The sequence below is a fragment of the Chitinophagales bacterium genome, from assembly GCA_041392475.1.
GTDB lineage: Bacteria > Bacteroidota > Bacteroidia > Chitinophagales > UBA2359 > JAUHXA01.
The window spans coordinates 2390577-2416666 of record JAWKLZ010000002.1 but is presented as its reverse complement, the minus strand read 5'-3'; the positions used below and the strand labels follow the sequence as shown (position 1 = coordinate 2416666).

Below are 26090 nucleotides of genomic sequence, written 5' to 3'. Positions count from 1 at the left end.
CGACAAAATACTAAGCACAGGTCAAGGGGTAGTGAGCTTGATATTGAATGGATTAGGCTTTGTGAATAAACGCTTGTATTTAGTGAGCCATTTTTTTAAAAACAAACCAATCGATAAATTATTGGATGTTAGTTATCTAACACCAGAGCATTTGAATGATGATGCTTTGGGTAGGACATTAGATGCTGTTTATGAGTATGGAGTCAATAAGTTGTATGCCTTGATTAGCCACTTTACGGTTCAACATTTATCGAAGCACTATGATTTAGATTTATCAATTGGGCATCTGGACAATAGCAATTTTCACTTGCATTGTGGCGAGAAGCAATTGTATAAAAATAGCTCAGAAGGGTCAGAAGGGTCAGAAGATTCTGAGTTGGTGTTGCATATCACTCGTGGACACAGTAAAGACCATCGTCCCGACTTAGTACAAGTGGGCTTACAGCTAATTGTGAATCATAGTAGTCGTATTCCCTTGATGTTAGGTGTTTTGAGTGGCAATGAAGAAGAGGGTAAGAGCTATGGGAAATTTGTTGAGACCTATGCAAATGAGCTACAAAACGACTACGGGCTTCGACTTTTTGTGGTGGACAGCAAATTATACAATCAAGATAACCTAAGTATTTTATCTTCAAAAGATGGTCTAAAATGGCTGACTCGTGTTCCACATACATTAGGTTGTGTCAAAGAGGCATTTTCTTCATTAGAGGAGTGTACTTGGCACCCGTTGAAGGGGTATGAACAGGAGTATAGTTATCAGGAGTTGGGAAATATTTATGGAGATGTTAGCCAACGTTGGTTAGTTCTACGTTCTAAAACAAAGTATGAAAAAGATGTACTAAAATTTGATAAGAAAGTAGCTAAATGTAGATTGAAGGAGGCTAAGTTATTCAAAAAAATCAGCACTCAAGAGTTTGAAAACAAGCAATCTGCTTTGGATGCTATCCAACAATTCTGCAAAAAACTCCAATATAGTTCTCTGAAAAACATCGAAATTACACCGATAAATCACTATGCAACAAGGGGTAAACCGAAAAAAGGGGCTGTACCAACAAAAACAACTTTCAAGGTACATGCAGATATAGAACCAGACAATACAGGGGTCGAAATACAGAAAAAAAAGGAAGGATTGGGTTGTTTTATATTAGCTACCAATGAATTAGATGAGCAAGTAATGCCTATTGAAAAGTTGTTAGAAACTTACAAGAAGCAAATTGCTCCTGAAAGGGCGTTTCGCTTCTTGAAAGACCCAAATATTGTTGCTTCTTCCTTGTTTGTGCAGAAGCCGCAGAGAATCATTGCCATTCTCATGATTATGACATTGTGTTTGTTAGTTTATTCGGCATTGGAGTTTAAAACCAGAACTTTATTGAAAAAAAACAATACTTTTTTTGAAAATCAGTTAGGAAAACCCGTTCAGAATCCTTCCATGAGGTGGGTTTTTGAATGTTTTGAGGGGATTCATATCTTATATATGCCTGATAAAAAAACACTTATCTTAAATATGGAAGAACATCATCGGGTGATTCTTGATTTGCTTGGAAAGCAATATTGGGATTTTTATACGTAATTCTTTTTTTTATTGTGATAGGTGCGAAACATAAGTTCTATATTGTTTTTCTTATTTTTTCGCATCTCTTCCGATTGCTCGTAAATTGTTCTTTTGAACTCGTTTGATTTATAATGACATACTCCCAAATTTGAAGGCTCAACCAAAACTTTATTATACCAATCTGCAAAAACCCTCCCCTTCAAAACTTTACTTTCTAAGCCATTTTTGCGGAAAAATTCCAATAAATCTTCCTGCATTTGAGGTTCTGCATCTAACAACTTCCAACTATTTTCTTCTATCAAATACGCATCCCCGTCCCCTAATAGAGGACATGCCAGTATTTTCTCCAAAAACAAACTATCGTTTTGCAGTCGCCAAATTGCTTGATAGCCTCTCCAACATGCAGTATTGGGAGCAGTCAATAGTGTCAAGCCAAATGGTCGGTATTGAAGTTCTAAGTCTTCGAGTGGAAAGCATTTTAGGTAAACCGTATATCCTTCAATCAATAACAAGTCGGGATCTTGTTCTGTGGCAAAGGCATTGAAGGCGAATAGTTTCAGAAATAATAGGAAGGTAATTGTTTTCATTTCTAACTTTTGTGAATCATCTTAATTAACGTTAAAATTACCCTCCTATTACAAATCCCAATATTTTTACTCCCTCACCAATTTCTGGCTTACCCACTCCAAGTCATTGCCTATCTGCAACAAATACATCCCGCTCGCCAAAGATTGCATATCCAAAGTAAGCGTCTGAATGCCCATTGAAGTCGTTTCAAGCGTTTGAGAAAAGACTACTTGACCTGCTACATTATAGAGTGAAATTTGAAGCGGTTTGTTGTTTGCAGCCGAAAAACTGAGTGTCACAAAATCCTTTGCAGGAACAGGTGAAACTTGAACAATCTGCAAATGTGTGGTTTCACCTCGCTGCAATGCGACAGTAGGGAAAGTTGTGGACAAACCATTGAAGTCGTATTGAGTGAGTTGGTAATAGGTCAAGCCATTCGGTGCAGTTCGGTCTAAAAACTGGTAGGATTGAAGGTTTTGGCTGTTGCCTTGACTGTTGACTACTGCAATTGGCTCATAGGTTTTGCCATCTGTAGAACGAAACAATTCAAAATAATCGTTGTCTGTTTCGCTTGCCGTTGTCCATTGCAGCAAATTCCCAGTCGTTAATACTTCTCCGTCAAAACCAAGCAATTCAATTGGGTTTTTGGCACATTCAAAAACATCGCTTACCACTGTTGCTGTACACCCAATTGCATCTACCACACTGAAATCATATACATTATCTCCTCCTCCAGCAGGATATATGACCATAATAGCATTTTGTCCAAAACCGTAAGTACCTGCATAATCACCTGATAGGGTGTAGGAAGATGAATTGCTAAATTCAGGAAAACCTCCCTGCAATTGGAAACTGACATAATAATCCCCTGTCGCATCCTCACAAAACTCGTCGATCATGAAGGTGATGGGTGTCAAAAATACAACTTCGGCGGGTGGGCTTACTTCCAAACAAAAGTCGGTGAAGTCGGGTGTGCCTGTGCCTGAACCATCGTTGTTGCCTATTGTAGTAGAGATGTAAACGGGAATGTTTTGGGGAATTCCGCCATCGTTCTCAAAAAAGCCATCAGCACTAATAGCATAAATGGTGAATCCTCCCATAGTGACATCACCCGTTGGGCTGTTGTGTACGATAAAAGTGAATACATCTCCTTCTGCCAATACGAGTCCGTTTTCTGTTGCTTCAATAGCTCCTCCCCCACAAATTCTATCAGAGGTGACAGATACCGTACCGACTATAGAGGGGTCGCTCAAAAAGAGTGTGGCCGTTTGCAGCGTTCCTGCACAGCCTGTACCGAGGTCAAAATCGATTGTGATGTTTTCGATTCCCTCCAAGATAGCATCATCAATGGTTGTTATGTCAATGCTTGCCGAAGTTTGTCCAGCAGGGATGGTGATGCTTGTTGGGATAGCCACATAATCGCTACCACTTTCTGCGGTACCGCTAACCGTAAAATCAATCACCAAATCTTCTGTTATCTCAAAATTGGAAGTGAATGTAAATGTACCATCCAAACAACCTTCAACAGTTGTATCTGTACCTGCGGAAGTGCTTGCCGTTACCGTCACAATATCGGTATTGAAACTTCCTGCTTCCAAAAACACACCAGAATCCCATACTTCATCTCCCGAGTCTGCAATGGCTAATTTGAGGTGATAAGTTTCGCAAGGAACTAATTCTATTTCCACCATCAAAGGGAGGGTAAAACCATCGTATTGAACGGTCGTTGTTGGGTCAATTGGAAAATCGCCTGTGCCATTGTTGACATAAAATTCGCTGTTCAGATCATCGTTCACATTGTCTATCGAAACAGGCGTATCTGTGCCTGGCAACAAAGCAATGTTTCGGTTGTCGTACAAACTTCCAGAGGGATTTGGGCCTGTTATGAAAAAGGCAAACACATCATTGAAGTCCGCTTCTACCCATTCCAAATATTCTTCCGAGCCAAAGACATAGGTAAAGGTCAGCGTATTGGATGCTGGCACAAAATCAAACTCTAATATACACGCATCAAAAGTGATTTGATTGACAATTGCCCCCAAATCTAAATCCCCTGGTGCGCCATTGCTGGTTTGCGCGCCTGAAACGTTGTTGGGACCTACGGCATTGTCAATAGAGCCTGTGGTCAGTAGAATCCCATTGTCTATTCCAATATTAGAATTCACCCCATTGAAGGTTCCATACGCTACCTCGGGGCAGTTAATCACCACATTATCAACTTCCACACCTACTCCCAAAAAATTCTCAATCATTTGCTCAGGAGTCTGTCCTCCAATCACTTCCAATTGGGCATATAGACTCTGTGCGCTAAATATCAGCGTGAAAATAAGACTTAATAAACTGATGGTAAAAGTATTCCTTTGCATTGATGTAGTTATTAGGTTAAAAAATAGCCGACCAAATATATAGAAAAAGTGGCTCTCTACCACTGAAATTGTATAAATATCTGCAAAAACTGTCATCACGATACTGATACAACGTTTTTTTGAGAAAAGGTAAATGATCATTTACCAAGTAATCCCAAAAATAATGTACTACAATTGGGTAATTAAATGGTAAACTGCCTATATTGTAGGTTCAATTAAATAACAGACAAAACAAAAAATTCACCAATATTCTTTTTTTATAAATTTTACTGATTACCCCTAATATGCCTGCAAAAATATTAGTTGTTGATGATGAGCCAGATTTGGAGATACTCATTCGCCGAAAATTTAGACGAAAAGTTCGGGAAAATGAGCTGGAACTCCTATTTGCTCACAATGGTTTGGAGGCACTTGAATTGCTAAAAGAGCACGAAGATGTAGATCTGGTGGTGACAGACATCAACATGCCCGAAATGGACGGCATGACACTTCTCAATGAAATCAACAATTTAGACCGAATCATCAAGTCGGTGGTCATGTCGGCTTACGGTGATCTCGAAAACATTCGTACCGCCATGAATAGGGGCGCATTTGACTTTATCACCAAACCCATAGATTTTAAGGATTTTGAAATCACCCTCGACAAAAGCCTTGCAGAAGTTGCCTTGTTGAAAAAAGGATTTTCTGCCAGTCAAAAATTTCAGGCAGAAAAAGAGCGAAGGATGCGAGCCGAAACTTCTCGCCGCTTCAAAGAGCAGTTTTTAGCAAATATGAGCCACGAAATCAGAACGCCTATGAATGCCGTTGTAGGCATTACCAACCTTTTGCTCAAAAAAACTCCCCGCACCGACCAAGTAGAATATTTGCAGATTGTGAAACAGTCGGCGCAAAATTTGTTGGTTATCATCAATGATATTTTGGATTTATCGAAGATTGAAGCGGGAAAAATGGATTTTGACGACAATCCATTTTCTGTGCAGCAAGTAGTCCGAAATGTGACGAAAATGCTTGATTTTAAGGCACAAGAAAAAGGGCTTCAACTTTTGTCGCACATTGACGACTCCGTTCCAAAAGCAGTGTCGGGTGATGTGGCTCGTTTGACCCAAATATTGATGAATTTGGTGGGCAATGCCATCAAATTTACGGAAAAGGGGGAAGTGCGTATCTCGGTTACGGCACAGCAATTGGAGAAAACATCGAATACAATACACATTCATTTTGCCATTGCAGATACGGGTATTGGTATTGAAGCCGAAAAACTGCAAAGCATTTTTGATACCTTCTCACAAGCAGATAGCAGCATCAATCGAAGGTTTGGAGGTACAGGTTTGGGCTTGTCTATTTCTAAGCAATTGGTTGATTTGCAGAAGGGAACATTGAAGGTAGAAAGTGAATGGAAGAAGGGTTCTACTTTTAGTTTTACGATTCCCTATCAAATTGCGGATGATGCAAACTTGGAAGAGCAGCCGCTTTCTTCATTGCATGAAAATGAGCACAAAGCATTGAGAGGGCTGCGTATTTTGTTGGTAGAAGACAATGAATTTAACCAGATTGTGGCAGTTGATACGCTAAAAATGTTGATTGAAGATTTGCTGATTGACATTGCAGAGAATGGTCAGATAGGAGTGGATATGCTGCAAAAAGGGGGCTATGATATTGTTTTGATGGACATTAGTATGCCTGTAATGAATGGTTATGAGGCGACTACGCATATTCGTCAAAAATTACCTACTCCTATTTCGCAAATTCCCATCATGGCAATGACAGCAAGTGCAACGACCTCTGAAATAGAGCGTTGTTTTGAAGTGGGTATGAATGAATACATTGCAAAGCCATTTTTGGAGGAAGAACTACTTCAAAAACTGAAACACCTATTCCTTCAAATTGAACCAACTTCAAAAAAGAAAATGCAGCAAAACAAGTCGGTTGATGCGAATAGGGTCTTGGGGAGTGTATTGGACATGAGTTTTTTGGAGAAGTTCACCAAAAATGACCCAACTAAAATGTCGAAATACATTCACATTTTTCTGAAAAATGCTCCCGATCAACTCACCGCCCTCAATGAACACTTAGAGGCCAACAACTGGAACCAACTGCGTGCATCTGCTCACGCACTTAAATCTCAACTTCGATATATGGGAGTCTTCCCATTGCAAGATACCATTCAGACTATTGAGAACAATGCAGGAGAACAGGTTGCACTGGATGCCCTTCCTCCTTTGGTGGCAAAGGTCAATAGGATTACCCAACAAGCTATAAAAGAATTGCAGCAAAAGTTGGAGGTCTTGAACAATTCATAAAATAGACTTGTTGTTAGGACATGGATAAGTTATTTATGGTAGAGTTCGAAGTTCCGAACCCCCTCACTGTTGGTTTTATGCGTAAAATTCCCGCCCACCGAAAGATGGTGAACCAGTTTCTGGCGGACGATAAACTCATGAGTTACACCCTCTCTATGGATAGGTCGAAACTTTGGATGGTCGTGAAGGCATCCTCTGAATTTGAGGCGGAGGCTATTATTGCAGAATTGCCTTTGACCATGTATATGACTCCAATTATCCATCAATTGATGTTTCATAACAATTCTTATGATTTGCGGTTGCCAGCACTTTCTTTGAATTAGGTAATTGCAGTATCGCATTGAAGGATATCTATGCCTTTTTCCAATTCTTAGGCGGAGTTCAAGGATTGCTGTAACTGTGACCTTTATCACTTTTTTTTGTTTCATGGTTTCTTAACTTGCACAGCTTTAGAAAAGAAATTTACAAACAAAAAATCATTCAACATCATGAAAGTCGAACAAATTTATACAGGCTGTTTGGCGGAGGCTGCTTACTATATCGAAAGTAAGGGAGAAGCTGCTATTATTGATCCTCTGCGTGAAACAGAACCCTATATCGCAAAAGCAAAAAAGGAAGGTGTGAAAATCAAATATATTTTTGAAACCCACTTTCACGCCGATTTTGTGTCAGGTCATGTTGATTTGGCGCAAAAAACAGGGGCAAAAATCATTTATGGTCCCAATGCACACACCAGCTACGAAGTACACAATGCACACGATGGAGAAGTATTTCAATTGGGAGATTTGACCATTCAGGTTCTACATACCCCTGGCCATACTTTGGAGAGCAGCACGTATTTATTGAAGGATGAGAAGGGTAAAAACCATGCGATTTTCACGGGAGATACGCTTTTTATTGGTGATGTAGGGCGACCTGATTTAGCGATAAAAAATGGATTGACTAAGAATGATTTGGCTGCAATGTTGTATGAAAGTCTTCGCAACAAAATCATGCCATTAGAGGACGATGTTATTGTGTATCCTGCTCACGGGGCAGGTTCCGCTTGCGGCAAAAACATGAGTAAGGAAACTTTTGACACCTTGGGACACCAAAAAGAGGTCAATTATGCTTTGCGGGCCAATATGACGAAAGAGGAGTTTATTGAGGAGGTAACAACTGGCATTTTACCTGCCCCCCAATATTTTGCAAAAAATGCGATGATTAACAAAACTGGCTACGAGAGTTTGGATACGGTGATGAATCGTGGATTGGTGGCCTTGACTCCAGAGGAATTTGAAGAAACTGCTGAATACACAGGTGCATTGGTGATTGATACACGCCATCAAAGTGTATTCCACAAAGGCTTTATTCCTAAATCTGTATTTATTGGATTAGGGGGTAGTTTTGCGCCGTGGGTCGGCACTTTGGTAGCAGATGTGAAGCAGTCTATTTTGTTGGTGACTGACGAAGGGAAAGCTGAAGAAGCTGTTACTCGATTGGCTCGTGTGGGCTACGATAATTGTTTGGGTTATCTCAAAGGAGGTATTGAAGCGTGGCAACAAGCTGGGAAAGAGGTGGACTCGATTGATTCGATTTCGGCAATGAAAATGGAACAGCACTTGTCTAATAATAGTGAAGCTGTCGTGCTGGATGTCCGCAAACCTACTGAGTTTGATGCTGAACACGTTGAAAATGCACAAAATTTTCCTTTGGATTACATCAATGAAATAATGAGTGAGGTGGAGAGAAACACTAAATATTATGTGCATTGCAGAAGTGGCTATCGCTCGATGATTGCAGCTTCAATATTGAAAGCTAGGGGTTTTGATGAGGTAATTGACATTGACGGTGGTTTTGCAGCTATCGAACAAACATCGCTTCCTATTACTGCTTTTGTATGTCCTTCTACACTGTAAGAAAAAAATAAGCAATTCATAAACTTCAGAAGTTACTGAAAGTCAATTTTTCGATTTTATTTTTTTTAAAAAAAAATCAGATTAAATAATTGATTTTCAGTTCCCTCAAAAACGCATGAATTATTCAGATTAAGAAGTTTAAAAAAAAAATCACTTTTTTTCTTCTAAAAAAATCCAATTTCTACTCCTTATCGTATATATATCAGCCCTCGCCGAATAGCGGGGATTGATAAACAAATAGACCTAATTATTTAGTGAGTGGTTTATTTCATTGGGTTGAGTCTTATCCTCAGTGTTAGTGGTTTAACACTGAGGATTTTCCAAAAAGAAAGCACATAAAGAAAAAAGAGTAAATAGACCTAATTATTTAGTGAGTGGTTTATTTCATTGGGTTGAGTCTTATCCTCAGTAACATTAATTTGATACTGAGGATTTTTTATTTATCATTGTGTAAATGCAAATTGCACCAAATTAGCTCCCATCTGCAAAGCTTTTGTACGCACTTCAGGCGAATCATTGTGTACAGCGGAATCTTCCCAGCCATCTCCCAAATCTACTTCATAGGTATAATAACAAACCAACCGCCCTTCAAAAAACAATCCAAATGCCTGTGGATCTTTACCATCGTGTTCATGGATTTTAGGCACACCATTGTTGAAGCGGTAAGGTTCTTGGTAGATAGCATGTGTGAAAGGAATTTCTACAAAATCTAATTCAGGAAATACTTTTTTCATTGCAGGACGCACGTATGGATCCATTCCAAAATTGTCATCAATGTGTAGAAAACCGCCTGCTTCAAGGTAAGTTCGCAGATTTTCTGCTTCATCGTCAGAAAACACAACATTCCCATGTCCTGTCATGTGCAAAAAAGGGATGTTGAATATTTCGGGACTTCCCACTTCAATAGTTGGCGGGTCTTCCACAATATCCATTTGTAGTTTTTCATTGCAGTATTGAATCAAATTGGGTAGGGAGGTAGGATTCGCATACCAATCTCCCCCTCCGTTGTACTTCAATAAGCCAAGAGATATTGTTCCTGTACTGCTGTTCTGTGCTTGTAGAAAAATCATAGACAAGCATATTAACAAACTTAATACGGTTATTTTTTTCATAAAATTGAGAATTTTTTACTGTCTGTAAGGTGGCATTAATTTGCTGTAACTCATGCTACTCATTTGCCAAATGCAAGGTATGACAAGCTACAATACCTGCGGTTTCGGTTCGTAAGCGGCTATTACCTAAACTTACTCCTTCAAAACCATGCTGAACGGCAAAGTTAATTTCTTCGGGACTAAAATCACCTTCTGGCCCTATTAAAATCAATGCACTTTTGCCTTTTGTATAAACTTTGGATAAGGGAAGATTATTGTCATCTAAATAAGCGATGCCTTTGAACAGGTCGGTAGAGGAAGAATTATTGGTGATGAATTTCTTGAAAGGAATTAGTTCATTCAGTTGTGGTAAGTGTGCTTTAACAGACTGTTTCATAGCTGTTATCAATATTTTCTGCAGTCGGTCGGTTCGCAGATTTTTCCGCTCAGAATGTTGTGTGAGCAGTGGGGTTATTTGTGTAATCCCAATTTCGGTAGTTTTCTCTAAGAACCACTCAAATCGAGTGATGTTTTTAGTAGGGGCAATGGCAATGTGAATTTGAAAAGGATTGTTTGGATAGGTGATGGTACTTACGATTTTGAAGGCACATTTTTTAGGGTGTGCATGGGTGATAATCGCTTCATACATCCCCCCTGTTCCATCTACTATTTGGAGGGTATCTCCAATATTTTTTCGCAGCACTTGTATGCAGTGTCTTGACTCAATTTCGTCTAGTACAAAGTTTTCTTGAGTAATTTGAGGAGCGTAAAAAAGCTGCATTAACAATGAGGTTTAACATTCATGTATCACTACAATCCACAACTTACACCAAGTTGCAAACCAAGTGTGTGTAATCCTTTTCGATTATTGAACTTATTATCATTACCACCCACCAATCCAACATTTAGTTCCGTTTCAGGAATGGAACGATCCAATTTGTGTTTTACAATACTTGATTTTACCTGTCCTTCTACATGTACACTTATGCGTTCAGAAAGTCTTAGATTTACTCCTGCATTCACATTGGCAATTCCCAAGTAAGGCTTAGTTGATACATTGTCGTGTTCTCCACGAATTTCCAAACCTACATTTGCTTCTGAAATATATCCTCCTGCTATGTTTTCCATATCTGGAGGTATTTGATTAGGATATTTTTGGTCCCAAGTACTCGTTGATTGGTAAGTATAATGTTGATTGATTGGTATGTATGCTGTTGCACCTGCTTCTATATAAGGCTGTATTTTTTTCGATCCTTTTCCAAGCGTATATTGTACCAACAAAGGTACTTCTATCACCTCCATCTCAGAAGTGAAGGTATTGGTAACATTTTTATTTTCTGCATTTCCATAATCTTCTACATTCAAGAAACTCATCAATGGGTTATTGGGAACATCCTTTGTTTTGAATTTTTTACGTGAGTAACCTACACCAGATACAAAAGCAAATTTGCCCTCCTTTTTGGGTTTAACAGTCACTTCAATACCAGAAGATGTTCCACATTGTGATGCAGCATTCAAGTCCAAAAAATTTATGTCCGCCGAAGTATATAATCCTACACGAACATTGCCAGCATTGCTTTTTGTTATAGTCGGAGGTAAAGAAGTTCTTATCTTAGTTCTTATGGTTCTTTTACCAGGCATTCTTCGTTTGCTTCTCTTAGTTATATCCTCTACATACACAGTTGAGGAATTATAAGGAATAGCCATTGGGATTGCCAACATTTTTCTCTGTGTATGAGCAGCTAAAGTCACAAAATTATCAGTAAGCACATACTCGTTATCCATAGCTGTATATCGCTCACTATTAGTGCTGTTCTCAAAAATATTTACCCTACTATTGTTTGAAAAAACAGCTAATTGAGATGGAATTATACTATTATAGTGTAGATTTTTTTCATCTATTTCATTTATTTGTTCTATGTTAGTTAAAGACGAATTTTGGTTCTCACCCTGTTCATTTGCAGAATCTACCGAGGCCAAATTTTCGCTAATGTTATTGTTTGAATTACTGTTATCTGTCCTACTCGTATAAATGCCGTTGTTGTAAGAAGAATATGGTGTTATCCATGATTCTATTCCATATAAGGAAGAAAGTAAAAAAAGTGCGGCAGCGGCAAACCTAAAAAATGGATGGTGCACATAAGTAAGATAAGATGGTTCTGCCTCATCCAGTTTTTCTTCCATTAACGACCAATCGTCAGGCTCAAAAGAGGCTTCATACTTCAAAAGTTCCCTTCGAAGCTTTTCCTCCATCATATCGTATTGATTTAATTCGTCCCTCATTATTAATGAATCGTTCGTGTAATTAATGTTTTAAATTTACTAAAAACTTATCAACACTCATACCAAGTTTCTTTGAAAATTTAGATTATTTTTTTTTGTCCATTTCTTCCTTTGAATCACCTTGAATACTCTTTCAAATCTGTTTTTATCATTGCTCGCAATTTACCTCTCGCCTTCGCCAAATTAGATTTTGAAGTACCTTCACTAATTCCTAATTTTTCGCCAATTTCACGATGATTGTACCCCTCGATTACATACAAATTGAAAACAGTTCGGTAGGCAGGAGTTAGCCGTTGAACTAGCTTCAGGATTTCTTCAGCAGATAGTTGGCTAACAATATTCACATTATCTTCAGCAGGCTGGGTAGAAGCATATTCAATATCTACATTGTTCCGAAGCTTTTTATTTTTACGATAATGGTCAATTGAAGTATTGATCATGATGCGCTTGATCCAAGCCTCTAGTGAATGATTCGGCTCATATTTAGCCAAGTTTTTGAATACTTTCATAAAACCTTCATTCAAAATATCTCTAGCTTCCTCTCTATTATTGGTATAACGCAGACATACCGCCATCATCCTACCATAATATTTTTGGTACAACTCCTTTTGGTATATTCTCTCTCCTCGAATACATCCTGCAAGTAGTTCTTGACTTTTACTAAGTGCCTGTTGTTTGTAAAGTTTCAAAGCAATATCCATGAACTTGTGTTGATTCTATTTTTTTCAACGAAAAGACTATTCAAAAGGTTGCTTTTTAAAAACAAAGCATCCTTTTCTATACTCATTTTTAGTCAATGAGTATGATTGAATAGAAAAAATCCATCCGAATGAATTTGTGTTAACAATCTTATACTTAACGCTTATAAACACCAAAACAATACATTGGTTAAGCTGAAATTGCCATAATTGTTTCTAAAGTATCCCCGCTTCAAAATAAAAAAGTCCTCAAAACCAGTAATAGGTTCTGAGGACTCTTTTTATCAATCAAAAACAAGTGATGCTATTTCACATAGCACCCCTTGTTTTATTTAGTCAGCCACGGTCATTATTATTCTTTAATAACCTTTGTACTAAGTAGTTGATTACCATTGTTGATAGTCAATAAATAAACACCGATTGGGTATCTACTTACATCTACCTTGATTGTATTCAAACCACCTTTTGCATCCACTTTGAAGCTCGCCAATACTTTACCACTTACATCGTGTAAAGTACCTTGTACTTCAGCATCTTCTTTGCTTGTGAAAGTAAGATTTACAATATCACGAGTAGGTACAGGCATTACTTCAACGATACCAAAGCCTCCCTCACCACGAATCAAACTGATAATATTTGAAGAAGTAGTTGTTCCGTCAAAATCAGTTTGGTCTAAGCGGTAGTAGCTTACGCCATTAGGAGCATCTCTGTGTAAGAAGTTGTACGTATTTGCATTAGAGCTGTTTCCAGCACCATCTACAACGCTGATTGCTTTGAAGTTCACTTTATCCATAGAGTGGTAAAGTGTAAAGAAGTCATTGTTGATTTCAGTTGCAGTAATCCAGTTCAATAAGTTACCAGTTTCCTGAACTTCACCAGAGAAGTCAAGTAACTCAACAGCTACTGTGATTTCCACAAGTTGAGAAGCAGTTGCATCACAATCGCTACCATCGCTAGCTGTAACCGTATAAGTAGTATTGATTGGTAAGCCTTCTATCTTGATAGGATTGTCACCTTCATTGTAAGAATAATCCTCCTCAAATATTACATTGCCATCTATGTCTTCCACTACAACATGTATAGAGTAAGAACCAGTGCTGCCGCCGTTTACGTTGATAAGTAAGGAATAATCCTCCTTCGTTTTATTTTCCACGAGATCACCCAAAATCAAACCATCCACAACAACAAATGGAGTTCCACTTGCTACTTGTGTACAAGGATCGTCCAAATCAGGGAATCCGTCAGCATCATTATCAGGACCAACTACAGAAGAAATATAGAACGTTCCAAAGCCAGCTACATCGTTGGTAGAGAAAGTACCCTCTGTTTGATTTATCGCAACAACATTACCCAAGGTAGCACCAGATCCGTCATGCAAGACAAAAACTTGAGCATATCCATCAGGAACAGTTGAACCGCTTGTAGCAACAGTTGCAGATTGCTCACTTCCACAAAGTGTGATCGTTTGAGAAGGCATTACACCTGCATCACCCGCACAACCTTCGAAGTATAGACCAGCATTGACACCTGCTAAATCATCACCTTCATTGATAACATAGTTATCGGTACGACCACCAGCATCAATATCACTGTCAAAGTTTTCGTCAGCAAATTGATCCGCAGGAGAAGCGATGAATCCTTGAGGAATATCGAACAATACGTAGTAAGTACCCACATCCAAACCACTGAAAGTATAAACACCTTGAGCGTTTGTAAATTTCGTATCTACGTTGATTTCCTGACCAGCATCTGTTACTTTGAATAATTGAACAAGGAGGTTAGGAATACCAGGTTCTACTTCAACAGCCAAACCAGGACCTTCTTCAGTTGATTGCCAGATACCATCTTGGTTTAAGTCACGGAACGCAATACCACTGATACTACCCAACTCTTGACCGAAACATTCAAATGCAGTAGGAATTGATAAGTTACCACAACCGTTTGTACTGGTTACGACGAACTCAACATCTACTTGTGAAATTTCACCAGGAGCAGGTGCAGAAGCTGTGAAAGTATTTCCTACTTGAAGTGGTCCGCCGTCAGCTCTATGAACAATCGTAAAGCCTTCACAAACACCTAAGATAGAAACAGTACAACCATCTTGAACAACTGCAATATTAGTTCCAGCATCAGGTAACACATTCACCTCGAAAGTAGCACTCACTGCATCACCACAACTTGGAACGGTACCACCTACAACAGAAGCAGTATAAGTTTCCAATTGACCATCACAATTAGCCGCATTTTCGATAAATCCTGTACTAATCGTAGTACCAGTACCAACTGCTTCACCAGCAGCATTTGTCCATACAATATCAGAAGGATCTGCATTCACTACACTTACTGAAAGCGTTGTAGATTCACCAGAACAGATAGACTGTGAAGCCGCACTTACTGCACTCAATTGAGGAGCAGGGAATACTACTACCGTACCAGCATTGACTGTAACAGGATTAGAATAAGATACAATATCATTTCCATCTTGAACAGTACAAGAACATACAGAAGTCAAATTGTATGAAGTAGGCTCAACAACATCAGAAGATGCTAAAGTAGCTTGATACACAAAACCAACAAATCCAGTAGATTCGCCATTGATGTACCACTCACAACTAGTTGTCGTGTTTACACCACCTGAAATCGATACCGCAGCCAACACATCTACATCCGATGCACAGAATTCACCATCAATACCTGTAGCCAAACTTGCATCAGCACATTCAGGACAGTTATAGAAGTAGAATCCAGTAGTACCACAACCTTCAGGAGCACCGTCTATGCTTACGCTATAGGCTATAATCGCACCATTAGTAACGTCCATTGGTTCACCTTCTACAGGAAGACCGTTCACACTATAGCTAACGTTCACACCTTCGCAAACATCATCCAACGCAGATGAACAGAATTTTGGTTGGTTGAAGTCTTCTCCCAATGTTGGAACTCCATATATAGTTACACTACCAGCAGAAATTGTGATTGGTGCATCATCCAATGAACATACAACATTTGCAGTCAATTCGTAAGTATTAACAGAACAACCATCTGCTTCTGGTAATTTACCACTGAAAGAAACTCCAGTAGATCCAGTGCTTTGACCATTCAAGAACCATTCTACAGATGTTGGAGCAATAAATGTACCTTCAATATTGATTGAAGCACTTATATTTAAATTATCTCCACATCTATCACCACCAATACCATTAACCAATGTTGGTAAAGGACATTGTGTACAAGTAATCGTGTACTTTCCTTCTGCTACGCAATCCGTACCAGATGGTGCTTGTCCATCACCTCTTGCAGAAATAATGTACCAGAAATCATCCGAAGTACCTTGTTCTAAGTCCGCAGGAACAGTAGTAGAGTAGCTCACATTGTCAGTAGAATAGAATACTTCAAATGGTGTATTGTCACCACAACCATCCGTAATGCTGATTTCAGGTGAACAGCTATTTGGAGCAGGTAACTCAAAGTCTCCTTCTTCAAGAGGAGGATAAACCGTTACGATATAAGAACCTCCAAAGGCTGAGAAGTCCGCATCTTCTGAACAAGTTACTTCTACAACAAATGTTCTTGCCTGAATACCTGCACAACCTCCTGGGTGATCCATTGTGAATTCAACACCTGAAGGAACGACTTCACCAGTTGCAAAGTCTGTCCAAGTAAATACAGCCAATTCATCATTATCCACAGGTATAGTAGTAGGCAACATATAAGTAACCGAACCACAACCTACTTCATTGTGACCATAAGGTGGATCAAGTGGCTGTCCACAAAGACAACTGTAATCTACCTCAACCAATGCTTCCTCATTGCTGTAATCACAATCAGTAAACATAACTACATCATCAAGACCAAAGTTGGTGATACCACCATTTCCGTAGAAGTGACCATGGAAAGTAAATACGTGTTGCAATCCATCAGCCCAAGGTTTGATGTCAATTGTAATTAAACTGTAACCACCACCACAAGGGGCTTGATCAGCAGCAGGAGCATTAGGATCTGTTGTTCGTACCCATGTGCGTTGTCCATCAACCAACAATTCGATAAAGTCGAAATTAGGGCCATTAGAAGCACAAGAGTTATTGCTGAAACGGAATTGGAGTACATCTGCATTTACAGGTACACGCAAACCTTGAGCAGCGATTTCTTCAAAATCAACGTTGGCAAGACCACCAAACCATAAGTAACCCCACAAATCTGGGTCTTTTCCTGCAAGTCCACCTGAACTAAATGCGTTTACATTCACAGCAGGATTCAATGGTGAACCACCGCCATTACAAGTCAAGTTATCACAGTGAGGTAAGAATGTATGGAAACTAGATGGAAGTGTTGTCACTTGCGAACTAGTGTATTGTGTATTCCAGTTAGGCAATGGGATACCCGGAGGGGTAAGCTCAAAACTACCATCAGAAATACGGTTGAGTTGTACACCAGGAGCGCAACAAGGTCCGCCATCCCAAGTCAATTCGTAAATAGCTGTTCCTTCATCATTTACTTGTAGTGGGAACGTAGGTTCTTGCAATGCAATGTAATTAACAAGGTCACAACCGTTGTCCACATTTTCGATGATAATACCTTTACATCCATCTGTAGTGAATGACAAGAAATCAGCAGGATCAGCAGGAGGTAATGGATGAATATCCACTTTCAAGTTGATCGTTTGCGGGAAAGTTACGGCAGCCTCACCAGGGAAACTACTTACACAATCCAAAATAACCGTTGCTGAATCTTGAACAATATCACAGAAAGCATTGCTTCTTACAGGGAAAGTTTTAGACAATGACAATCTATCCAATGGGTTAGGTTGCTCACCATTTGGTCCAAACCATTGTGTAGAATAGTTAGGAATACCCAAAGCTGGAATGATTTGGAAGTCAATATCTATCGCAAACGTAGCAAAAGTGTTGGCACAAGCCTCTCCAATATCAGGCGTATTCACACCTTGAACTGTAGCGAAGTTGTACTCAGGACAAGTGATAGCTCCTGGATCACCCTCTGAACCATCAAAGTCCACACAAACCTGACGGAACGAACCAGCAGCAGTTTTACATGCAGCAGGCGCACCAGGTCTGTCTATTTGGAAGAAAATCAATGCGGCTTCACCTGTATTCAAGATAGCGAGATCTTTAGGCCCTAAATCGAAATTAGTACCTGGATTATCAACAGGAGTTTGATCATTGAACAAACTATCTATACTATAGGTCTCATTTTCTGGTGTAGAGAAATCATCTTCCACCAACTCAACATAAGTATTGTCATCCAAAGAGTACAAGATATCTAATTCAGTATCGGTGTCTTTACACAAGTCAAAGATCAAATCAACACTACAAGTCTCTGTGTTAGGAATACCAGGAGCAATACCTGATGGATCAGGAACAAAGAAGTTTGCCAATGGAGAAAGTACAGGATAAACCGTCAATGCTATTGCTGTATCAGCAAGCACCTCGTTGCTACCTCTACACACAACTTCCAAACTTACATTTTGCTTACCAATTCCACATGCTTGGTCGTTGATAATCTCGAAAGTAGTTGATTCTGAGTTAGAACCTTGGAAGCCATATAGCCATTGCAAATCATACACCTGCAAGAATGGAGATACACCAGGGGTGAAAGTAGTAGTGAAACTACCTTCAAATGGCTCACCATTGTTAAAGCCAAATGGATCTGCATTACCTGTAGTTACCAAGTAGTAGGTTGTACCAGCAGACAAACTAGCTGCCAACTGTGAAGTACCAACTCCTTGTGCGCCATCATCATTTTGAGCAACCAAGTTGTTGTTGATGTTATTGGCATCAAAACCATTTTGATACAGAAGTAGGAAACCGTTGTAATTTTGTACTTGATTGATAATGTACGCACCAGACACAGGAACTGTGAAGATAAATACATCATAAGGAGCTGATCCGATGGTAGCACCTAAGTTTACCAATGGACCACCTACGGTAGAACCTGTAATGGTAGATACAGTACCTTGTATTTGCAACAAACCATCTGTAATATCCGCATCGAAGTTCACATTCGTACCTGTACACATTAGTGTAGAGCTAGCTGTTATGTCATCGAAAGTAGGACAGTTTGGACAAGCTACAATATAGCTATCACCAGAAATACCACATCCTGCAGGGCCATCAATCAGATTAGCCGTATAGTACACCACAATACCTGTACCTGGCGTAAGCGCAGGAGGCGTTGAAGTAAATGGACCGAGTGGACTAGTAGAATATTTGAAATCTACCAATTCACTTGGACACTGCGTATTGATCAAAGCAGCAGAACATCCTTTGTTTTGATCTTGATACGTATCAGGTATTGCAAAATCAACAAATGGTTCTAGTTTGGTAAATACATCTACTCTCGCAATGTCAAAATAAATACCTGCACCAAGAGCAGTACACTGTACAGAGTAATAAACAGGCTGTGTTTCTTTACCACAAGCTGCATCCTGTACTTGAAGTCTGATTGGAGTTGGGAATCCACTCGCATATTGTTGTGCATTGTAAGACCATACTACTTCGATGGTAGGTACTCTGTGAATCACAGAATTCAAAGGCCCATCAAGTGTTATAGTAAATGTACCAATATCAGACGCTGTGTTACCACTGATTACCAAGTAATACGTCTTGCTTGCTGAAAGCGTACCTCCAATTGAAGCACTCGTACCTGAGCCATCTGCACCTGCAATCAAGCCAGTGAAAGGCGATGTAGGATCAAATGAGCCATCATAAAGGTGTAAGTAACCATTGAAGTTGTTGAAGTTCGCATTGAAAGTATAAGTACCATTTGTTGGCACTTTGAATGAGAATATATCAAAACGTACATCTTCTGTCACTACATTAGGGCCAGTGCCAATCGGACGTTCCCATAATGGACGACCAACGGTAGTACCCAAATAACTATTCACAGAAGCTTCTGCAAATGGCACATCTGCTTCTACTTCAAACAAAGTAGGTGTATTTCCACACGCCTCTAAAGCAATGTTTGAAGAGATAATAGAAGGACATTCAAATGGACAACTTGCCGTGTAAACACCTTCAGCAGCACACTTTCCAGGTGCTTTATCAGTTTTTACTTGGTAGAATATCGTTTGAGCAGCACCAGGAGTAAGGCTCGTAGGAACCTCAATGTCGTAACTACCAGGCAAACCTGTAGAAGAGTACAATACCTCAATGTTGCCCTGAGCACCACAGTTGGTAACAATGTCTAACTCACAACCCTGTTGTTCTGGCAAGTCGAAGTGAATGCCTTCTGTAAGAATCGGGAATACTTCTACTACAACTACTCCTTCTTCAACAATCTCACCATTGTCCAAGCAAGTAACCGCATAGCTCACTTCTTTGAATTCTGACAAACAAGTGTTTCCAAGGTTACCAGTAAGTGCCAATGGAATTTCTGCTTCGATGCCTTCATAAACAATGCCTTCTGGATCTACCCAAGTCACTGCATACGTCACATTGCCTGCTTCGAAGTTATCAAAGAAGATTTGTGCTTCTTCAGGAACAGTGGCATTGTTGTCTGTAATTTCAATATTATCCACACCAACTCCTTGAGAGAAAGTATCTCCATTGTCTGAATAGACAAATTGTAGTTGGAATCCATCTGTCAAATAAGCAGGGTCTATGATATTGAAATTAAGTGTTGTTGAGCAAGAAAATGGGAAGAAACAACTCGGAGGGGTGTCATCTAACAGCACTTGCTGAGTGTCCCATGTACTCGTTCCAGCATTCCAAAACTGTATCTCCAATTGATCATCAGGGAAAGCAGCAGAGCCAGATTGTTGGAAATTGATGTCAAAACTCAAGGTAACATCCGTATAATTGCTCAAATTGATCTGAGGAGAAGTCAGGGCAGCATTGTCCGCATTGCCAGAACCATTGGTACCAGTAAAGTAGGCTGCAATGTTGGTTGGCAATGTAAAGATGGTAAAGGTAGAAGTACCTGAAGAGAATCCATCTGAATTGAATCCCCAGTTGTTATCATTGGTGTTGGATACCAACCATTTTTCGGTGTTGGTCAACAATACTTCAAATAGACCTGGTTCACCATTACACAATTCTTCCTCTGCAGCCAATGCAGCAATGAAGTTTGGACAGTTACCCAAATTACAGTCTTTTGTAATCGCTACGGTCACACAAGTTGGAGCCGTTTCTACATCCGCACAGATACCTCCATTGGTACTTGCATCAATGACCAAATCTGTATAAGATTCTCCAATCAATAAGGCTGGATCTGTGTCTCCCAATACATAAGAGAAACCACAAACGGTATAGATACCTTCATCGAATCCAGTAAGGTCATTACCCAAACCTACAATTACATCTGTTTCTGTCTTGGTAATGAGGTAAGACAGACCATAAATGCTAGGATCAGCACACTCTGTGTTTACGCTCAAGATACCACCAGGACCAGTAATGGTCGTTTCGTATGTACCATCTGTACCGCCAAAGAATCCTGAGAAAGTAGTATAGACCAAAGTATAATCTACTCCAGCAGTAAGTGTGACATTGGTAATCTGAGATTGAGCAGTGCCATTGAAGTCATCGTTGAACGCAATACGGTTGGTACAAGAAGCAGTCGTAGAACCCGAACCAACAGCATTAGGTGTGAAAGGACTCTCATACAAATTCAAGTATCCATCAAAGCTACTACCCCAAGCAGTAAAGAAGGTATAATTACCTGTTTGTGCTACTTGGAAATTAAAGGCTTCATAAGGATAAATACCCGTAGTACCGCCACCACAGCGAATGTGCTCTAAGCCTGTTGCAAGAATGTCACCTGAAAAATCTGTAATCTCTTCAAAATTACCTGAGAAAATATCCAATACAATCGGGTCATCCACACACGCTACTATCGTATAATCCCCTGCGATGATGTTACAAGCATCTGCCATACACGGACAAGTTTGAAGGTAAGAACCTTCTGTTGCACATGCATCAGGTACACCATCAACAGACACTCGGTAAAAAATCAGTTGATCCACATCACCAATACTCAAGTCTTCGGGAGCATCTTCTGTAAAATTACTTCCATCCAATGAGTATTCAATGGTAACATTAGGACACAATTGAGTAATCGCACCCGCACAACCTTCTGGCAATAAGAAATCAACGCCGTCTTGTGCACTGTCATAAATATCAACAGTTGTATCACCTGTCACTGCATCCGTAGCAATTACAGGAGGTTCGTTGGTAATCCAATCAATAGACATCGTAAGCGAAGTCACAATACCTTCAGGAATTGGGAAACCACCATTATTCGCAAAATTATTGTCAAGTACTTGTACTGTCCAAACACCTGCTACAACTTCAACATTGGAAAGGTCTGTCAATACTTCTGAAATATCCCATAAAGCACCTGTACCGCCAGTAGCATTGATAGTCGTCACAAAATCGGGAGCATTGTCTGCATCACTGCCATCAGGAGCAAAAATAGATATTTGTGCATTAGAGGCGGAGGCAAAGTTGATTGCCTGCCCCTCTACATTAATTGCTACATTCTGAGCAATGGCTTGCAAAGGCACACTCGCAAAGTTGAAGATAAACTCCGTTGCTCCTGTTGGAGCAGAGAAATAAGCTGTTACGATGTTGTCATAAGTACTATTGTCAAATGCCTTTCCGATACAAGAAAGCTGTACTTCGTATTCATTAGAAGAAATATTGGTTGTACAGAGGTCATCCGTATGGTCGGCAGGATGTGTGTACAATTCTACCAAATCTTCATCGCCTGTACCATATACACCATCTTCACCTGGACCAGTTTGGGCAATTTGATTTCCATCTTCAAACCAAGTAAGGATAAAGTTGATACCTTCTACTTCTTTGTCTATCAGCACATAATTGGCATCCAATGCCAAATCATCGTCTTCACAGATAGGCTCTGTACCGCTCAAAGTATAAGTCGGAAGTACCGTACCACAATTGATAGATTCACAATTATACACACCTACACAGTAGGTTTTGTCTGCTGCGGCTGTTTCGTAACACAAATCACACTCCCCTGGAACTAAGTTACACAAGCTACCAATCGCATCGTTGATAGATGGGATATTGTAAGGAGATACGCCAGAAGTTGGATCAATTGCAGTTAAGAATTGACTAAAAGTAGCACCACAACCAATTCCTTTTGAAGCCCAGAAATTAGCATTTGCTGGGTCACATAGAATCGTTTGAACACTCACAGGATCGTAAATGACACCTGTGAAACAGTAGTTTGTTCCAACAACGTTAGGCAAGGCATAAGAACCATCGTCTGATACCCCTACAAAATCATTTCCAGAAGAAAGGTCTGTAACAATATAGTTGTAAGCCAAACCATCAGCACCAACCAAAATCGCATCAGCAGGAGGATTCACCGCTACTGGATCAGACATGACGAAAGGTACTGCTGGATCAGGAACAATGATGGGCAACTGATTTTGGTCTGGCACCATACACACTTGCTGACTTGGAGCAATAGGAGTTCCTGAATCTGAACCACAAGGAATCGCTTCAATCGTCAATTCGTAGTTGTAGCAGTTATTGAAAGTAGAAGTAGAGAAACTGTAGTGGTCAACTTGTATATAATAGGTCTGTCCAGCCAACAATACCACTTCTTCTATTACTAAATCCGCTGAAGTAGTTCCATTGAAGAAGTTCAAGGCTACACAGTTGGTAGTCGAAACATCTGGACAATCATCGTAGATGAACAAGCCTGGATCTGCAAAGTCCGTTTCAGGATTCACAGTGACATTCACCACTATGTCTTCAACAGGAGTAATCGTATAGATTTTGTCTTCTCCTTCTGTTGGGTTGTTTGTACCAATACCTGGCGCATTACATGGATTTTCATTGATGCCATAGTCATCTCCATATCCACAAGTAGTTCCTGCACCACCACCTGTCACCTCTATATAAGGCAAGGCAGTTGGGTCAATAACCGTAGCCGTTGAACAGTCAAAACCTGTAATACAACTGATATTGGTCAAATCAAAAGTAAAGGTATCTTCCAAATCAGGACCACCTGAGAAAACACCTGCACAGGTAATATCAGATGGAGTGTCACCACCACTTGAAGTACTGCCATTGGTTGGTGAACCAAATCCCAAAATACAGCCTGCATCTGGACCTGTTGCCACTTCAATCGTATAAGTACCTCCATTCCAGCCATCACCAAAGGAGTCGAAAGCATTGAAGGTATAGGTATCTTCTGGAAGGCATGCTTCAAACAATCCTGTTGAAGCAGATCCACAATTTGCGCCTAAACCAGCACCGACGATTTCCCAACCCACTTCGTTGGGGAAACCAGACAATACAATATTTACAGCGACACCTACTTCGCCCGGAGGACAAGTCAAAGGAATATTTTCGGTGATTTCTATATCATAGTTTAAGATATCAGGAAATCCATCTCCCGATACGACTATATAATAGGTAACGTTTGCTGTTAAATCCACACTTGGGATAGTTCCATTTCCACTAAACGTAGTGAAAGTAGCCTCACAAGTACCAAAGTCAGGGCATCCCTGAAAAACGTGAACATCAAAGCCGTCAAATCCACCACCTTGTTCGGTAATGTCGATTTGAATATCCATGTCCGTAGTTGGGGTAAACTCATATACTTTCTCAGAAGAAGAAGAGAAGTTGCCACACAAAGTTGGGCCATAGTTATCACCCATACATTCTGTAGTGCCCGCACCAGGAAAATCTCCATTGTCTTCGGTGAAAGGTAGGCTACTAACCACAACAGGATTGTCACAATTGCTACCTACTGGAGGATCAAAGACAATCATATTGTACAGACCTTCTGCATTGCCTCCAAATTCCCATACCAATAGGTAAACGGTCGAACCGGGAGTCAAACCTGATAATCCAAGAGCTGGAAAAGCTCCTACTCCATCATCATCATCACAATCTAAAAGTGTCAAAGCACCGCAACTACCAGAATAAGCAGCCATTGCCATATCGGTAGGTCCACCCGGGAATGCGCTCATAGTCAAACCAAGGCTTCCCGAAGCAGGCACGGTAACAGTGTACCAAACATCTGCATCTTCTCCACCAGCAGTATAACCCGCACAACCTGGTACAGGGAATCCAGTAGAAATAGTAGAGCCGATATTACCAGATGTATTTCCAGTAGTACATGTACCTACTTCAACAGGTATCGCAATAGCATCTACACATTCATCATTCAAAGCAGGAAGCAAACAAGTACCATCATCTACTACCGCACAAGAAATATAGTTCGTTGCAGCAGGATTGGTACATCCTTCCAAAAGATTAATTGTAAAAATAAATTGATCTTCTATTTGTGGATTGTTGTTGCCTGATCCAAAGTTACAGGAACTCGCTGCATTACAAACCGTACCACCTGGAATAGGCTGGTCAAACCCAAAAGTAGGAGCTAAGTCAGCAAATACACAACCATCGTCTGCTCCAGAAGAGATTTCAATGGTTACAGTTGAACCACTCCACCCATCTCCAAAGGAGTCATAGGCATTGAAAGTGTATTGAGTTGAACTCGATACACAAATCGTTTGGGTTACAGGTGTGTTACAATTGGGGCACCCCGCACCCGTACCACAATCAAAGTCGCCACAAGTAGGGCCTTCTATACTGGTACCCGTAGCGGTTTCCAGTAGTTCCCAGCCAATTTCACCGGAGAATGCACCAGTGGGAGAAACAGTAACCGTAATCTCTGTTTCGCTGCCCGTGCATTGGGCGAACGTATCAGGAGAATTACAGTAAAACAGAAAAAGCATTAGAATAAATGCAAATAGTCCTTTTGTATAAGTCCTTATCATATTACAGTGTTTTATTGAGTGAAATTTCAATTATAAAATACACCTAAAGTTATGAAAATAATAAAATAGTTGGCATTTTTTTTGATAAGCATTACTCCATAATAGGGTAAACACTTTGCCATCAAATATAAAAACAATTCTTTTATTTCAGAATCAAATATTGTTTATTCTTTCGTCACCCCTCATACAATAGGGCAACATATTTTGTCAGCACTTCACAATCTACTAACACGCTACATACCTAAAAAAAGTATGTTTGTTTTCAGATAGCAGTATAATTATTTGACTTTCATAATATTAAATAAATATATCATTTCCCCATTTTCCTTCAATCTGAACTTAGTTGCTTAGTAATTATGACACTTCTTGCAGACAAAAAAATGTCTTTGAAAGATAAAAAAAAACAAAATTCTTTCTCTTTTTCCCATCCGTCAAAAAACGATACTTCTATCTACTCCTTCATTAATCCCTTTGTCAGAGTTTTTGATTTTATAACGCTCCATCATTTTTTTTCTAATGTAAGCTTATATTAAGTCAAAAAACTTACAAGAACTTTATTT

At 39.7% G+C, this 26090-nt stretch carries 11 protein-coding genes; 4 read left to right on the top strand and 7 right to left on the bottom strand.

Features of this window, described 5'->3' with window-relative positions; all coding sequences use genetic code 11:
• The coding region (locus R3E32_22945) for an IS1634 family transposase (protein ID MEZ4887609.1) at positions 1-1570 on the top strand (1570 nt) is incomplete at its 5' end.
• Here the strand turns inward: R3E32_22945 and R3E32_22940 are convergent.
• Together R3E32_22940 and R3E32_22935 are read right to left on the bottom strand one after the other, a co-directional pair.
• Positions 1561-2139 carry a hypothetical protein gene (locus tag R3E32_22940; protein MEZ4887608.1) on the bottom strand — a complete coding sequence of 193 codons (579 nt, stop codon included), beginning with the start codon at positions 2137-2139 and terminating at the stop codon, positions 1561-1563. The genes R3E32_22945 and R3E32_22940 overlap by 10 nt on opposite strands.
• Positions 2140-2205: 66 nt before the next feature.
• Positions 2206-4485: a choice-of-anchor L domain-containing protein gene (locus R3E32_22935; protein ID MEZ4887607.1), complete on the bottom strand. Its 2280-nt coding sequence runs from the start codon at positions 4483-4485 to the stop codon at positions 2206-2208.
• A 284-nt stretch (positions 4486-4769) separates the two neighbouring features.
• On the opposite strand from R3E32_22935, the gene R3E32_22930 reads away from it, so the two are divergent.
• The 3 genes from R3E32_22930 to R3E32_22920 all read left to right on the top strand — a co-directional run bounded on the left by R3E32_22930 (position 4770) and on the right by R3E32_22920 (position 8683).
• Positions 4770-6785 carry a response regulator gene (locus R3E32_22930; protein ID MEZ4887606.1) on the top strand — a complete coding sequence of 672 codons (2016 nt, stop codon included), beginning with the start codon at positions 4770-4772 and terminating at the stop codon, positions 6783-6785.
• A gap of 20 nt (positions 6786-6805) precedes the next feature.
• A complete protein-coding gene (locus R3E32_22925; protein ID MEZ4887605.1) occupies positions 6806-7108 on the top strand; it encodes a hypothetical protein in 303 nt (100 codons plus the stop codon).
• Positions 7109-7273: 165 nt separating this feature from the next.
• Positions 7274-8683: an MBL fold metallo-hydrolase gene (locus R3E32_22920; protein MEZ4887604.1), complete on the top strand. Its 1410-nt coding sequence runs from the start codon at positions 7274-7276 to the stop codon at positions 8681-8683.
• 443 nt (positions 8684-9126) lie between these two features.
• On the opposite strand, the gene R3E32_22915 is transcribed toward R3E32_22920, so the two are convergent.
• The 5 genes from R3E32_22915 to R3E32_22895 all read right to left on the bottom strand — a co-directional run bounded on the left by R3E32_22915 (position 9127) and on the right by R3E32_22895 (position 25530).
• Positions 9127-9795: a DUF4159 domain-containing protein gene (locus tag R3E32_22915; protein MEZ4887603.1), complete on the bottom strand. Its 669-nt coding sequence runs from the start codon at positions 9793-9795 to the stop codon at positions 9127-9129.
• 55 nt (positions 9796-9850) lie between these two features.
• Positions 9851-10555 (bottom strand): 16S rRNA (uracil(1498)-N(3))-methyltransferase, encoded by a 705-nt coding sequence (locus R3E32_22910; GenBank protein ID MEZ4887602.1) that lies wholly within the window; start codon positions 10553-10555, stop codon positions 9851-9853.
• Positions 10556-10584: 29 nt separating this feature from the next.
• Entirely contained in the window at positions 10585-12057 is a 1473-nt protein-coding gene (locus R3E32_22905) for an outer membrane beta-barrel protein (GenBank protein ID MEZ4887601.1), read from the bottom strand.
• A 116-nt stretch (positions 12058-12173) separates the two neighbouring features.
• Positions 12174-12758, bottom strand: a complete 585-nt coding sequence (locus R3E32_22900) for a sigma-70 family RNA polymerase sigma factor (protein ID MEZ4887600.1) — start codon at positions 12756-12758, stop codon at positions 12174-12176.
• Between the two features lie 349 nt (positions 12759-13107).
• Positions 13108-25530 (bottom strand): SdrD B-like domain-containing protein, encoded by a 12423-nt coding sequence (locus R3E32_22895; protein MEZ4887599.1) that lies wholly within the window; start codon positions 25528-25530, stop codon positions 13108-13110.
• Between the last annotated feature and the right edge of the window lie 560 nt (positions 25531-26090).